This is a genomic window from Halomonas alimentaria (assembly GCF_009902005.1).
In the GTDB taxonomy this organism is placed as follows: domain Bacteria; phylum Pseudomonadota; class Gammaproteobacteria; order Pseudomonadales; family Halomonadaceae; genus Halomonas; species Halomonas alimentaria.
Genome location: NZ_WUTT01000001.1, coordinates 19,569 through 34,068, shown reverse-complemented (window position 1 = coordinate 34,068; position 14,500 = coordinate 19,569). Strand labels below are relative to the sequence as shown.

General features: G+C 64.3%; 9 protein-coding genes. 5 read left to right on the top strand and 4 right to left on the bottom strand.

Annotated features, from left to right (window positions below; translation table 11 throughout):
- Both GRB96_RS00130 and GRB96_RS00125 read left to right on the top strand, forming a co-directional pair.
- The coding region (locus GRB96_RS00130) for a DUF5801 repeats-in-toxin domain-containing protein (RefSeq protein ID WP_161429893.1) at window positions 1-4,518 on the top strand (4,518 nt) is incomplete at its 5' end.
- A gap of 90 nt (window positions 4,519-4,608) precedes the next feature.
- Window positions 4,609-4,944, top strand: a complete 336-nt coding sequence (locus tag GRB96_RS00125) for a tryptophan synthase subunit beta like protein (protein ID WP_161429892.1) — start codon at window positions 4,609-4,611, stop codon at window positions 4,942-4,944.
- A 125-nt stretch (window positions 4,945-5,069) separates the two neighbouring features.
- Here the strand turns inward: GRB96_RS00125 and GRB96_RS00120 are convergent, their stop codons facing one another.
- From GRB96_RS00120 to GRB96_RS00105, 4 genes are all read right to left on the bottom strand, one after another.
- A complete protein-coding gene (locus tag GRB96_RS00120; protein ID WP_161429891.1) occupies window positions 5,070-6,986 on the bottom strand; it encodes an EAL domain-containing protein in 1,917 nt (638 codons plus the stop codon).
- A gap of 34 nt (window positions 6,987-7,020) precedes the next feature.
- Window positions 7,021-7,737, bottom strand: coding sequence for a transglutaminase-like cysteine peptidase (locus GRB96_RS00115; protein WP_161429890.1), 717 nt, complete (start codon window positions 7,735-7,737; stop codon window positions 7,021-7,023).
- 78 nt (window positions 7,738-7,815) lie between these two features.
- Window positions 7,816-9,030 carry a 1-acyl-sn-glycerol-3-phosphate acyltransferase gene (locus GRB96_RS00110; protein WP_161429889.1) on the bottom strand — a complete coding sequence of 405 codons (1,215 nt, stop codon included), beginning with the start codon at window positions 9,028-9,030 and terminating at the stop codon, window positions 7,816-7,818.
- Window positions 9,031-9,035: 5 nt separating this feature from the next.
- Window positions 9,036-9,959 (bottom strand): recombination-associated protein RdgC, encoded by a 924-nt coding sequence (locus tag GRB96_RS00105; RefSeq protein WP_161429888.1) that lies wholly within the window; start codon window positions 9,957-9,959, stop codon window positions 9,036-9,038.
- A 153-nt stretch (window positions 9,960-10,112) separates the two neighbouring features.
- On the opposite strand from GRB96_RS00105, the gene GRB96_RS00100 reads away from it, so the two are divergent.
- From GRB96_RS00100 to serC, 3 genes are all read left to right on the top strand, one after another.
- On the top strand, window positions 10,113-10,532 hold the full coding sequence (locus tag GRB96_RS00100; RefSeq protein WP_161429887.1) for an acyl-CoA thioesterase: 420 nt from the start codon (window positions 10,113-10,115) through the stop codon (window positions 10,530-10,532).
- A gap of 134 nt (window positions 10,533-10,666) precedes the next feature.
- Entirely contained in the window at window positions 10,667-13,357 is a 2,691-nt protein-coding gene (gyrA, locus tag GRB96_RS00095; RefSeq protein WP_161429886.1) for a DNA gyrase subunit A, read from the top strand.
- Window positions 13,347-14,495, top strand: a complete 1,149-nt coding sequence (gene serC / locus GRB96_RS00090) for a 3-phosphoserine/phosphohydroxythreonine transaminase (RefSeq protein ID WP_161429885.1) — start codon at window positions 13,347-13,349, stop codon at window positions 14,493-14,495. Before gyrA ends, serC begins: the two co-directional genes overlap by 11 nt.
- The last annotated feature ends 5 nt before the right edge of the window (window positions 14,496-14,500 follow it).

The window sequence follows — 14,500 nt, the reverse complement described above, 5'->3', positions numbered from 1 at the left end:
GACAGCGCGACCAGCGATGCCGCACTGAGCATCACCTTCAAGGACGACGGTCCCGACGCCAGCGCCGAGGAAGGGGCCAGCGCGAGCGCCACGCTGGACGAGACGGATGCCGGGGAAGCCTTCATCGACGGCCCGATCGACACCACCATCACGGCGGCCAACGTGGCGGCCCTGTTTGCTGCGCCGGCCTACGGCGCCGACGGTGCCGGCACGGTGAGCTACAGCCTGACGGCCACCAATACGGCCACCGGACTGTATCTGGCCGGTGCTGACACCGATGTGGCGACCAACGAGATCCAACTGGTGGCCGACACCGACGCCGACGGCAACGTCATCGGTTACACCGGCTATGTAGGGGGTGACGACACCACCGATCCGGTGTTCAGCGTCGAGGTTGCCAGTGACGGCACGATCACCGTGACCCATCACCAGGCGCTGGAGCACCTGGTCGATGGGGATAACAGCGAGGGTGAGCATGACGATGCACTGACCCTGGATGCGGCGGGCATCCGGGTGGTGCAGACCGTGATCGATGCCGACGGTGACAGCGACAGCGCCACCAGCGATGCAGCCCTGGAGATCACCTTCAGCGACGACGGCCCGACGGCCGAGAATTACGCTCACGACGGAGCCATCGAAGAAGGCAGCGAGGCGACCGTACTGGCCGAAGATGCGGCTGAGGCGCTGGGTATCAACGCCGGTGCCGACGGTCTGGACGGATCGTTCAGCGATATCGTCTTCACCAACCAGGGTGATACCGAGGGCAGCCTGAGCATCAATGGCGATGGTCAACTGGTCTATACCGCACCGGCTAGCGTCGACAACACCGACGGCGATGTCACCGAGACTTTCGAGTACACCGTGCTCGATCAGGACGGCGACCGTGTGACCCGTCAGGTCACGGTACGAGTGGGCGATGCACACACTCCGACCATCGACAATCCCGAGGGCGATGAGGTGGTCGCGCTCGTCGACGACGATGGTCTGGCAGGCGGCAACCCGGGAGGTCCGAACGACCTTGACGGCCAGGGTGGCGATGAAACCACCTTCAGCGGGACATTGGCCTTCGCCTATGGCGATGACGGTGCCGGTCATGTCGACTTCGCCGCCATGGACGGAGAGAGCGGCACGCTGGGCACGGAGGACATCACTTATGCCTGGGATGCTGACAACAACGTTCTGACGGCGACGATCGACGGCGGTGAGCGCGACGGGCAAGACCTGTTCCAGGTGGAACTCACCGACGCTCAGACTGGCGACTACACGGTGAGCCTACTGAACAATGTGCTCCACACCGATGACGAGACCGACACCGAGAACGAGACGGACCTCGGGCTCACCTACACGGTCACCGACAGTGACGGCAGTACGGCGGATGGCAAGCTGAATATCACCTTCGATGACGACGTGCCGGTATCCAACGCCGATTCACAAGACATGACAGTCGTCGTGAATGCGTTGGAAGTGGGTGGCCTGACCGCTGGGTGGTCGAATGTGTCCGGTGGCAGTGGCGTCAACATCGATAACCAGCCTGCTGGGCAGGACGATGTGGTGAGCTGGGACGGCACGTCAAGTACTAGCAACTACACCTTCGATGATAATGACGATCTGACCGGCACGCAGTCGGTGTCGGTGAACTCGATGTTTGAGTTGGGTGAGTTTACTCACAACAACTTCCCGATATCTTCGGGTTCGGGCATTGATTCTGTCGATTTGAATCTGTCGCTTGACGTGACTATCAATGGTTATAACGCAACCATTGATCACACGATCAATTTCGACCACAACGAAACACCGAATAGTGGCTCCGATCCGCGTGATATCGTGACGATCAACAATGCGAGCGCAATTGTGCCGATTGAGATCACGACTGAGAGTGGAGAAGTCGAAACCTATAATTTCCAGATTATCGGTTTTGTTGATCAGAACGGTGATGTTGTCGATCAGGTGTTTACCGACGAAGGTGCCTCCAATAGCTTCAAGCTGATGGGGCAGCTGGTATCTTCGGATGCACCCGATGTATCCGGCCAGGTGGATTACGGCTTTGGTGCAGACGGTCCCGCCGAAGACGATGCGGTTGTTTGGAACGGTGGCACTGATAACGGTAACGGGGAAACTCTAATCCAGGGTCAGTTTGGCGTTCTGACCGTCGATGCCGACGGAAACTACACCTATCAGCTCGATCAGTCGGCCTACGATGAGTTGGCAGCGGGCGAAACGGAGGTGGACACCTTCACCTACACGGTAACCGATGCAGACGGTGACAGTGTGGAGTCCTCGTTGGATATCAATATTACCGGTGAGGCAGCGCCGCAGAAGCCGAATCTCGTACCTGAAAGCGAAGACGAATCGGTCGAGCTCGAGGTCGGTGACGTTGCTACTGACCTGGTGCTGACGCTGGACGTATCCGGTTCGATGGATGAAGACGTAGGGGGTACCGGTAAGACGCGTTTCGAGATTGCCAAGGAGTCGCTGATATCGACCATCGAGTCTTACCAGCAAATGGGAGACACGAATGTCAACCTCACCCTGTTTGGCAGCAATGCTATAAATGTCGGGTGGAAGTCCGCCTCCGATGCCGTCGATTATATTGAATCGCTGGAGCTGCATTGGAGGGATTACGGCTACAACGATGGGGTGTATGCGTCAGGCTCCGATGTCGGTGTATACGTTGGCGGTACCGACTACAAAGATGCGATCGATGAAACCGAAGGGGTAGACTTTGCAGGACGCGATGTCGACCAGACCGTTGGCTACTTCCTCTCCGATGGCGAGCCGAACGAGAACGAGTGGGCGGTCAATAGCGATAACGGTCAGACGATCCAAGACTGGAAAAACTTCATCGATGCCAATGTCGATGAGCTGCACGTCATCGGTATCGGCTCCGATGTCTCCGACGAGTACCTGGAGCACGTTCAGGTTCAGGAGGGCAAGGATCCGCTGATCGTCACCGACGAATCGCAGCTGGAGCAAACGCTGACCAATACGGCTCAGGTCAGCGTTAGCGGTGATGTTTCGGATAACGTCAGCGGTGGCGATGGTGCCATCAGTTTCGACAGCATCACCGCATACGGTACGACCTATACCGTGGATGGCAGCAACGGCACCACGGCTTTCCCGAGCGACGGCATCCCGCTGGATGGCCAGGGCACCCTGATGTTCGATTTCAGCACCGGTGAATACACCTATAGCGCCGGGGCCACCGAGTTCGAGGAAGGGTTGACCCAGAAGCAGTTCAGCGTGACCGCTTCCGATGAGGATGGGGATAGCACATCGTTCGATGTCAATATCGATGTGACCGCGCCCGATATGGCGGCTTCCGAGCCTCAGTTGGAGGGGGAGCTGGTAATGCCGCCGACGGTTACCACGACATCTGAAACCGAGACGTTCAATGAAGACGGTTCCGTCTTTCTCCGGGGTGGAGGATCGAATTCATCTCATGCTTACAATCTTGACGGCACAGCGACAGGCTTTAGCCTTGAAGTATCAGATTATCAATGGTGGAGAGATGACGGCACCATCAAACTCTACAAGGATGGTGGTCAAGTCGGTAGTACAATCAATATGGACTATATTGATCTGGCTTATGGTACAGGCTGGGGTTATGGAGAGCTAAGTTATTCTGGAGGAGATGAGTTCGACACCGTAGTCGTGGAGCGCACCGATGGTCGCTTCGATATATCCGACTTCAGCGCAGAGGTGACCAAGGAAGTCACTACCTACGAGTACGGCCTGAATTTGTCGGCATCTTTGACCGACACGGATGGCTCCGAAACGCTTAGCGACATCACCATCGACGGTTTGCCAAGCGGAGCGCTCGTGACAGGTACTGGGGTCACGGGCAACAGCGATGGCAGCTACACGGTGGCTCTGGACACCAATGGTGAGGCCGCAGGAGACGTGCGGCTTGTTTCCAGTAGCGAGCTGAACCAGTCCCAGCAGGAGGCGATCACCCTTTCCGTGACATCCACGGAGAGCAACGGAGGCGATACCAATACGGTGACCGGCACTCTGGACGCTGTCGTCGTCGGCACGTCGTCCGATGATAGCCTTACGGGTACCGACGGCAACGACACGCTCTACGGCGGTGCCGGTAACGATGACCTCTATGGCGGGCTCGGTGCCGACACCTTCGCCTGGGAGTTTGGCGATGAAGGCGACGTAGGCGCCCCCGCCGAGGACACCGTGCAGGACTTCACCGTGGTGAGCGATACCGATGACGGCCAGTTCGGCGACACGGACGAGCCGGACGCCGACCGCTTGGATCTCGCCGATCTCCTGCAGGGTGAAGACGAAGACAGCATTGGCGACTACATCTTTGCCGAGGAGGAGGGCGACAACGTCGTGCTGCATATCAGCTCGGATGGCTCTCTGAATGGCGGCAGCAGCAAGGAGAATGCCGACCAGACGATCACCCTGGAAGGCAAGTCGTTCGCCGACTTCGGTGGCGATGTCAGCGACAGTGCGGGTCTGATCCAGCAGATGATCGACAGCGGCCAGTTGAACATCGACCAATAAGCGTCGTTCGTTCGATCCGCGTTTGCCCTGTCCGGTTCGTCCGGGCAGGGCGTTTTGCTATGCTGCCCAAAACGCCGAGGAAGCGAGACCATGTACGTCAAACGCAACGAGACAGGCCAGATCGTTCAGGCGGCCCGCGAGCCTACCGCGGAGTGCCGGGAGTTCGTGCCGCCCTGTGCGCCGGATCTTCAGGCCTTCATGGCCGAGGACGAGGAGTTCGAGGGGGTGGATCTCTCCAAGACCGATCTCGCCTTCGTGCGGGTGCTGGAGGACGTGATCGAGCTCTTGATGGACAAGGGGGTGATCAGTTTCACCGAGCTTCCCGAAGCGGCCCAGGAGAAGGTGATGGAGCGCCAGTCGCTGCGTCGCCGGCTCAATGGCTTGCAACTGGTGGACTCGGAAGATGAAGAGGGCGGGGTGATCTGAGTCTCGTTCGAAAGCCACTGTCGGGGCGCCTGTCGGCGCCATTCGCCCGGGAGACCCGGCCTCCCACAACGAGAAGCGCCGCCTGGCTATCTCCCAGGCGGCGCTTCTTGTCGTGGGGCGTGTGCTCAGCCGCCGGGGCGGTCGAGCTGTCGGATGCCGGGGCCGGTGACGCCGTCGATGCCGAGCTCATGGACCAGCTCGGATTCCTGCAGGCTGTCGACCCCCTCGGCGATGGCCAGGATGCCGATGGAGTGGCAGAGGGTGGCCATGCCGCGCAGCAGGGTCTGGCGTTCGGGGCTGTCACCGATGCCGCGTACCAGTGAGGCGTCGATCTTGAGGTAGGCGAGCCCCAGGTCCTTGAGGTCGGAGATGCGGCGGAACTCGCGGCCGACGTGCTCGAGGCCGAGCTTGCAACCGAAGGGCTGCAGCTGCCGGCAGAGGCTGCGGAAGCTCTCCAGGTCGTGGATCACCATGGCCTCGGGTACCTCGATCCACAATTGCCTGGCCGCCTCGCGGTTGCCCTGCAGCAGGCCATGGAGGTCCATCACGAAGCGGCCATCGCGTACTGAGGCGGGGGAGAGGTTGATACCCAGCGGCTTGCCGTGGCGGTTGATCTCGCGCAGGGTCTCGCGGGCCACCGCCAGGTCGAGGCGGGCGTCGAGGCCGAGGCGCGAGATCCACGGCATGAAGATGCCGGCCGGCCGCCATTCGCCCTTGAGGCGCAGCCGCGCGGGGCACTCCAGGTGCAGCAGCTTGCCCTCGGCGTCGAGCACCGGGAAGCGGCCCAGGTAGACGCCGTCGTCCAGCGCCTGGGTGAGCGCCTGGCGCCACTCGGTGTGGCTCTGGTAGAGCGGCAGGCGCTGCTGCCCCTCTGCCACCAGCTGGGCGAGGTCACCGCGGTTTTCGGCGGTGGAGAGGGCGCCGTCGAGGCTCGCCAGCAGGGCGCGGGGGCGGTCGCCCTGGGCATAGGCGATCAGCGCCGAGGGCAGGCCGAGGCGGATCGCCTGCTGCTCCTTGAGGGCGGCCAGGCGCTGGGTCAGCTCCTGGCCGATGGCGGCGGTGTCGGTGTTGGCCGGTACCAGTAGGGCGAAGTCGGTGCCGGAGAGGCGCCCGGCGATGCCCTCGCCGCGAATATCGCCGAGTTGCTCCAGGCTCTGGGCCAGTTCGTGCAGCAGCTTGTCGGTCTCGGCATGGCCAAGGTGTTCGCTGACCTCGCCCAGCTGCGCGACGCGTACCATCAGCAGGGTGCCGGTGGCGCGGCGGTTGTTGCTCTCCAGCATGATGCGTAGCTGATGCATGAAGGCCTCGCGATTGAGCACGCCGGAAACCGGGTCATGCTGCAGCCGCTTGCGCAGCAGGTCGAGGCGCTCGCTCTCGCGGCCGAGCATCTCGGCCACCGAGCCGGAGAGCTGGTTCATGGCCTGCACCACCTCCTTGAGCTCACGGGTGCGCGGTTCGGGGGAGGTGGTGAAGCGACGGTCGCCGATGTCCCGGGCCTGTTCGACCACCTGGCGCAACGGGCGGCGAATGGTTCGCACGATCCAGGCCGCGAGCGCCAGGCTGAGCACACCGGCCAGGGCGAACCAGCCCATCAGTTCCAGGGTACTGCGCCACAGCGAGCGATAGGCGAAGCTGTGCTGGCTCTCCAGGGTGAGGGTGCCGTACTGGTTCCAGCGATCCTGGATCACCGCGCGGCCGGCGGGCACCTCGAAGCTGACCAGATCGACAAACCAGCCCGGCACGTCGGCGACCTCCTCGGGCCCCTCGCGCAGGTCGATGATCTCGCCTTCGGGGTCACGCAGCTCGATGCGCCGGTAGTGGCCGGTATCGAACTGCGCCGCCAGCAACAGGCCGATGGTGACCGGGTCCTTCTCCATCTGGCTCATGGTCAGCGCCAGGGCGTTGGCGTTGTCGCGGTTCTTGATCTCGACTTCCTGCTCGATATAGCCACGGCTGGTGGTGACGCCGATGAACAGGCTGCCACCGAAGGCGAGCAGCAGCAGGATGATGACGGTGAGCCAGAGCTGCTTGATAAGCGACATGGTCGTTGTTCTCCCCACGGGTGTGGCACCCGGTTCAGATGAATCCCTGGTCACGCATGCGGTCGATGACCCCGCGCCAGCGCGAGAGCCGAGCCAGCGGGTCGGCGCGGGACTGGCTGCTGCCGCCGGCCCAGAGCCCCTGGCTGTTGAAGCTGAATACCGGGTCGAGGTCGGTACGCTGCTCGGCGGGGGTGATCGACGGCACCAGGTTGTCGAGCACCAGCGGCTGGGCCGAGGGTGTCTCGTACCAGCCCAGCACCATGTGCGCCTGGGTGATGCTGCTGCGGCCGATACGCGCCTTTACATAGATCATGCGCAGCTGGTTGCCCGGGACCCCGAGCTGCTTGAGGGTGACGTACTTGGCGATGGAGTAGTCCTCGCAGTCGCCCTTGCCCTGGCCCAGCGTCTCCAGTGGCGTGGCCCAGTGATCCACCGGGCCCCAGTTCTTGTCGTCGTCCACCCAACGCACCCGACGGTTGAAGAAGTCGTTGACCCCCTTGAGCTGGCTCTGCAGGTCGGCGTCCGCCAGGCGGTCGAGGAGCGTGAACCACTCCTCGAGCACTGCCACGCCGCTCTGGCCATACAGGCGCTGCATGCTCTGGCGCAGCCGGGCAGGATCGAGGTTGGCGTCGACGGCCGGGATCCGCAGGCCCAGGCCCGCGGCAAGCGCCATGCCGCCCAGCCCCGCCAGGAAGCGGCGACGCGCCGGCGAGGCGAGCGGACGGTGCGAGGCGGGCAGGGCGGCTGACATGAAGGGGCTCGAGGGGTGGATCAGTGTTTGCTGAAGTCTAGGTGGCCGGACCCGGCATTGCGAGCCCCGTGACGGGGCTCACTCGGCTTGTTGGTCCTGCTCGTCCTGCTCGGCAGCAGGATCGTAGGGCGCGCGGCCTGCCTTGTTGAGTACCGGGTTGGCGTACTGGGCCAGCCACCAGTCGCGCAGCTCGGCCGGTACCTGTTGCAGGCGGGCCTGGAAGCGGGCGCGGTCGGCGTCGGTAACCTCGCTCTGGTCGACCAGCTCGGGTGCCTCGCCCAGTGCCTCCAGCGCCAGGTAGTGGCTGGGGAAGAGGTGATAGCCCTCGAGCACCTGGCGGTCGATCTCGGCGGCGACGGCATCCGGTGCGCCGAAGGAGGCGTCCAGCGGCGTCCCGAAGCTGAGCCTGACGCGACCCTTGTGGCCGGTGATGCCGGCGACGATGGACTGGATATCCTCGTACTGCCCCTTCTCGTAGGCGCCGCTGGAGTGCAGCGCATGCAGCTCGCGGGCCTTCTGCACGTCGCAGGGGTCGTACTCGTAGCTGATCGCCACCGGCACCAGTCGCAGCTCGGCGATCGCCTCGCCCAGGCTCGCCTGGCGATCCTCGGCGCGCCGCGCTATGGTCATCATCTTGATGATCGCCGGGTCGGTGCGGTCGATGCCATCCTTGGCGCGCCCCTCACGCTGGGCCATCCAGATGGAGTGGTTGTCGGCGGTGATGGAGTGGCGGATATAACTGGAGAGCTTCTGGTAGGCGGCAAGCATGGCGCGCTTGCCACGGGCGCTGCGCGGCACGATGAAGCTCTTGTTCAAGCGCATCAGGTCGGTGACATAGGGCTTCTTGAGCAGGTTGTCGCCGATGGCGATGCGTACCGTGTTGCGTCCGGCCAGGTAGAGGGCGTAGTTGACGAAGGCCGGGTCCAGCGAGATGTCGCGGTGGTTGCCGATGAACAGGTAGGCGGTATCGTCGTCCAGGGCATCCAGGCCCTCGGTCTCGAACGCGTCGGTAGAGGTGCGAATCATCCGCTCCATATAGCCGGCGATGCGCTGCTGGAAGTCCCTGACGCTCGCCACGCCGCGCGCCTGCCGGCGCAGCGCCAGGCTGGCCAGGGTGCGCGAGAGGCCCGGCATGACGCGCGAGAGTCGCGGCAGGCGAAAACGGGTCAGGGCGTCAAGCAGTTCCGGCTCATGGGTCAGCCGCGCCAGTACTCCGGCGACCTCGTCGTCGTTGTAGGGGCGGATCTCGGCCCAGGGATCCTGGGCGTCGCTGTCGGGTCGATTGTCGGTCATGGTGCTCAAGCGTCGCTTGCGGTGCCGGCCTCGCCGCCCAGCCAGGCGATGAGGCGCTCGGTATTCTCGCCCAGGGCCTGGGCCATCAGCACGAAGTCGGTGTCCAGGCGCAGCAGGGCATCGTCGCCGTCGTCGCTGGCGTTGGCCTCGTCGATCAGGGCGTCGCCGAAGCGAATGGACTTCAGCGCCAGGTCATCGTGCAGCACGAAGCTTAGTCGCCCCTCGACCTCCACGGCCAGCTTGCTGGCCTGGCGGCCGCTCTCCAGCAGTTGCTGTATCTCGTCGCTGTCGAGGTCCACCTGGCGGGCCCGCAGCACGCCGTCGTCACCCTTGGCCTTGAGCTCCACCTGATCGCCCAGCACCAGGTCGGCGGGGCGCGAGGCGGGGTCGGTGAGCCACTGGGTCATGGCCCGCATGGGCATCACCTGGGTCGCCAGCGGCGTCACCTTGAGGCTGCCCAGGGTCTCGCGCAGCAGGTCGAGGAGCTCCTCGGCGCGGGTGCGCGAACTGGCGTTGATGCCGATCAGCCGCCGCCGGGTGTCCCACCACAGGTCGATCTTCTGGCTGCGCACGAAGGCGCGCGGCAGCAGTTCCTCTACCACCTGCTCCTTGATGGCGATCTTCTCCTGGCGGCGCAGCTTGCGCCCCTCGCGCGTCTCCACCTCGGCGGCGCGCTCATCGACCTCCTCCTTGACCACGCTGGCGGGAAGCAGGCGCTCCTGGCGCAGCGCGCTGAGCAGGCGCTGGCCCTGCAGCTCGTGGAGGCGGGCGGTATCGGCGCGACCGCCCGGGAAGGTCCAGCCCAGGCGGCGGGGATCCTGGCCACCCAGCGGGCGGGCGGCCTGCTCTGCCAGGGCCTCTTCCAGGGTGGTGGCGTCCAGCTCGGGCGCGTCGTGCAGTCGATAAAGGTGTAAGTGCTTGAACCACATGAAGCATTTTTCCCGGAGAAAAGGGCTGCCATTATTACCGAAGGGGCGCAGGGGTACCAGCGTCGATCGCCGGAGAGGCGTAAAACGATTGTTTGAAATTGAGGCGAATCGGTGCCTAGAATCGAGGCTTTCCCCCGGCAGGAGAGCTCCCCCATGGATAGCCGAATCTCTCGAACCTCGCTGCGCGTCCGCGGCTACCACCTGGATGGCTATGGCCACGTCAACAACGCCCGCTACCTGGAGTTTCTGGAGGAGGGACGCTGGGCTTACTTCGATGACCGGCCCGACCTGTTTCGTCGCCTGCAGCGAGGCGACGTGGCCTTCGTGGCGGTGAACGTCAATATCGACTACTGCGCCGCGGCGGTGGCCGGCGATGATCTCGAGATCGCCAGCCGTATCTGCGAGCTGGGCAGGCGCAGCGCCCGCATGGCCCAGGAGATCCACCGGCGGAGCGACGATGCCCTGGTGAGTCGCGCCACCATCACCTTCGTGCTGCTCGATGTGGCCGCCAATCGCGCCATCCCCATCGAGGGCGAGCTGCATGACCTGCTGGCCCCCCTCGTGCTGGAGTAGAGCGGTGGGTCCTGGCTGGCACAGCCAACTCCCTTTGCCCGTGTCGGAGTGGTATGATGTGAGGCTGTTATGGCGCCCCAGGCAACGCCACGGCGGGCGGCCAACCTCCTGCAGTGCAAAGGATTCGACGACCCATGGGTGACATCGCCAGAGAGATTCTGCCAGTCAACATCGAGGACGAACTGAAGCAGTCGTACCTCGATTACGCGATGAGCGTGATCATCGGCCGGGCGCTGCCGGATGTGCGCGATGGCCTCAAGCCGGTTCACCGGCGTGTGCTGTTCGCCATGCACGAGCTCGGCAACGACTGGAACAAGCCCTACAAGAAGTCCGCCCGTGTGGTGGGCGATGTCATCGGTAAGTATCACCCCCACGGTGACAGTGCCGTCTACGACACCATCGTGCGCATGGCCCAGGACTTCTCCATGCGCCACGTACTGGTCGATGGCCAGGGCAATTTCGGTTCCATCGACGGCGACAGTGCCGCGGCCATGCGTTACACCGAGGTGCGCATGTCGCGCCTGGCCCACGAGCTGCTGGCCGACCTGGAGAAGGAGACCGTCGACTGGGTCGACAACTACGACGGTACCGAGCGCATCCCCGAGGTGCTGCCCACCAAGGTCCCCAACCTGCTGATCAACGGCTCCTCGGGCATCGCCGTGGGCATGGCGACCAATATCCCGCCCCACAACATGGGCGAGATCATCAACGCCTGCCTGGCGCTGATCGACGACTACACCCTCTCCGTCGATGACCTGATGGAGCATATCCCCGGGCCCGACTTCCCCACCGGTGGCATCATCAACGGCCGTGCCGGCATCCTCGAGGCGTACCGCACCGGCCGCGGGCGCATCTATGTGCGTGCCTGTCATACCATCGAGCATGACGACAAGAGTGGCCGCGACCATATCATCGTCAACGAGCTTCCCTACCAGGTGAACAAGGCGCGTCTGATCGAGAAGATCGCCGAGCTGGTGAAGGAGAAGAAGATCGAGGGCATCGCCGAGCTGCGCGACGAGTCCGACAAGGACGGCCTGCGGGTGGTGATCGAGGTCAAACGCGGCGAATCCGGCGAGGTGGTGGTCAACAACCTCTTCGCCCAGACCCAGCTGCAGACCGTCTTCGGCATCAACATGGTTGCCATCGACAACGGCCAGCCGAAGATCCTCAATCTCAAGGAGATCCTCGAGGCGTTCATTCGCCACCGCCGCGAAGTGGTCACCCGACGCACCCTCTATGAGCTGCGCAAGGCTCGTGAGCGCGGCCATATCCTCGAGGGCCTCACCGTCGCGATCTCCAATATCGACGAGGTCATCGAGCTGATCAAGGGCTCCCCCAACGCCGCCGAGGCCAAGGAGAAGCTGCTCGCCCGCACCTGGCCGCCGGGGCAGGTCACCGGCATGCTCGAACGTGCCGGGGCCACCTCCTGCAAGCCCGAGGACCTCGAGGAGGGCTTCGGCCTCGACCAGGCCGGCAGCCAGTATCGCCTGTCGCCGGCCCAGGCCCAGGCCATCCTCGAGCTGCGCCTGCACCGCTTGACCGGGCTGGAGACCGAGAAGCTTCTCGATGAGTACCTGGGCATCCTCGAGAAGATCGCCGAGCTGATGGCGATCCTGGCCTCCGCCGAGCGCCTGCTCGAGGTGATCCGCGAGGAGCTGATCGCGGTGCGCGACCAGTTCGGCAATCCGCGCAAGACCGAGATCCAGGCCAGCCACCTCGACCTCTCCATGGAAGACCTGATCGCCGAGGAGGACATGGTGGTTACCGTGTCGCGCACCGGCTACGCCAAGACCCAGCCGCTCTCCGACTACCAGGCCCAGCGCCGCGGCGGTCGCGGCAAGTCGGCTACCGCCATGAAGGACGAGGACGTCATCGAGCACTTGCTGGTGGCCTCCACCCACGACACCGTGCTGCTGTTCTCCAATCGCGGCAAGGTCTACTGGCTCAAGGTCTACGAGATGCCGGCGGCCAGCCGTGGCTCGCGGGGCAAGCCGCTGGTCAACATGCTGCCCCTGGACGAGGGTGAGGCGATCAACGCCATCCTGCCGGTGCGCCACTATGACCCGGACAACTACATCTTCTTCGCCACCGCCCGCGGCACGGTGAAGCGCACCAGCCTCGAGCAGTTCTCGCGGCCGCGCAGCGTCGGCCTGATCGCCATCGACCTCGAAGAGGGCGATCGCCTGATCGGCGCCGCCATCACTTCCGGCTCCGACCACGTCATGCTGCTCTCCTCCAACGGCAAGGCGATCCGCTTCGAGGAGGGCAATGTGCGTGCCATGGGCCGCACCGCCCGTGGGGTGCGCGGCATGCGCCTGCTCGACGATGCCGAGGTGATCAGCCTGATCATCCCCCAGAGCCAGCTGATCGATGCCGAGGCCGGCTTTGATGGAGAGGCGGAGAGCGAGGACGAGGAGGGCACTACCGTCGAGCACGCCAACGGCGGCCAGATCTATATCCTCACCGCCTCCGAGAACGGCTATGGCAAGCGCACCCGCCTCGAGGAGTTCCCGCTGCGTGGCCGCGGTGGCCAGGGTGTCATCGCCATGCAGACCAGCGAGCGTAACGGCGCGCTGGTCGCCGCCATGCAGGTCTACTCCTCCGACGAGATGATGCTGATCACCGACCGCGGCACCCTGGTGCGGACCCGCGTCGACGAGGTCTCGATCACCTCGCGCAACACCCAGGGCGTGATGCTGATCCGCCTGGGCAACGACGAGAAGCTGGTCAAGACGGTACGCATCGACGAGCCCGAGGAATCGGAGGAATTGGGGACAGACCCCCATTTCGATGAAAATAACGGAGATCAGCACGATGGGGAGTAACGGAAATGGGGGTCTGTCCCCCATTCGCCACCACAACTTCTGCGCCGGTCCCGCGGCGCTGCCCACCGCGGTGCTGGAGCGGGCCCGCGACGAGATGCTCGACTACCGCGGCCATGGCCTCTCGGTGATGGAGATGAGCCACCGCTCGCCGGAGTATGTCGCCATCGCCGAGAAGGCCGAGGCGGACCTGCGCGAGCTGCTGGCCATCCCCGCCAACTACAAGGTGCTCTTCACCCAGGGTGGGGCGACCCAGCAGTTCGCCGCCGTGCCCTACAACCTGCTTGGTCGGGGAGGCAGCGCCAACTTCGTCGATACCGGCATCTGGAGCCGCAAGGCCATCGCCGAGGCGCGCCACCTGTTCGGTGATGTCCGGGTGGCGGCGTCGAGCGAAGCCGACGGCAATACCGCGGTGCCGCGCCCGGAGCAGCTCGAGTTCTCCGGCGACGCTGCCTACCTGCACTACACCGCCAACGAGACCATCGGCGGCCTGGCGTTCGACTACATTCCCGGCAGTGAAGGTGGCGGGCCCCGCCGGCCGGACGGCAGCGAGGTGCCGCTGGTCTGCGACATGTCCTCGTCCATCCTCTCCGGCCCGCTGGATGTCTCGCGGTTCGGCATCATCTATGCCGGTGCCCAGAAGAACATCGGCCCGGCCGGCCTGGTGGTGGTGATCGTGCGCGAGGACCTGCTCGACCGCGCGCGGCCCGACATGCCCTCGCTGTTCGGCTACAAGGCCCTGGCCGAGGCCGGCTCCATGGTCAACACCCCGGCCACCTATAGCTGGTACCTGGCGGGGCTGGTGTTCGAGTGGCTCAAGGACGATATCGGCGGCCTGGCGGCCATGGAGGCGATCAACGCCCGCAAGGCCGCCAAGCTCTACGCGGCCATCGACGCCAGCGCGCTCTACTCAAACCCTATCGCGCCGGCCAACCGCTCACGCATGAACGTGCCCTTCGTGCTTGCCGACGAGCGCCTGGACAAGCCGTTCCTCGCCGAGGCCGAGCAGGCGGGGCTGTTGAACCTCAAGGGTCACCGCAGTGTGGGGGGCATGCGCGCGAGCCTCTACAACGCCGTGCCCGAGGCCGCCGTGGATGCGCTGATCGACTTCATGGCCGATTTCGAAAACAGAAGGGGCTGATAAAA

Coding starts and splice junctions, on each gene's coding strand:
- gyrA (WP_161429886.1), top strand. CDS start 10,667: ATGGGTGACATCGCCAGAGAGATTCTGCCAGTCAACATCGAGGACGAA.
- GRB96_RS00115 (WP_161429890.1), bottom strand. CDS start 7,737: ATGTCAGCCGCCCTGCCCGCCTCGCACCGTCCGCTCGCCTCGCCGGCG.
- GRB96_RS00110 (WP_161429889.1), bottom strand. CDS start 9,030: ATGACCGACAATCGACCCGACAGCGACGCCCAGGATCCCTGGGCCGAG.
- serC (WP_161429885.1), top strand. CDS start 13,347: ATGGGGAGTAACGGAAATGGGGGTCTGTCCCCCATTCGCCACCACAAC.
- GRB96_RS00100 (WP_161429887.1), top strand. CDS start 10,113: ATGGATAGCCGAATCTCTCGAACCTCGCTGCGCGTCCGCGGCTACCAC.
- GRB96_RS00120 (WP_161429891.1), bottom strand. CDS start 6,986: ATGTCGCTTATCAAGCAGCTCTGGCTCACCGTCATCATCCTGCTGCTG.
- GRB96_RS00105 (WP_161429888.1), bottom strand. CDS start 9,959: ATGTGGTTCAAGCACTTACACCTTTATCGACTGCACGACGCGCCCGAG.
- GRB96_RS00125 (WP_161429892.1), top strand. CDS start 4,609: ATGTACGTCAAACGCAACGAGACAGGCCAGATCGTTCAGGCGGCCCGC.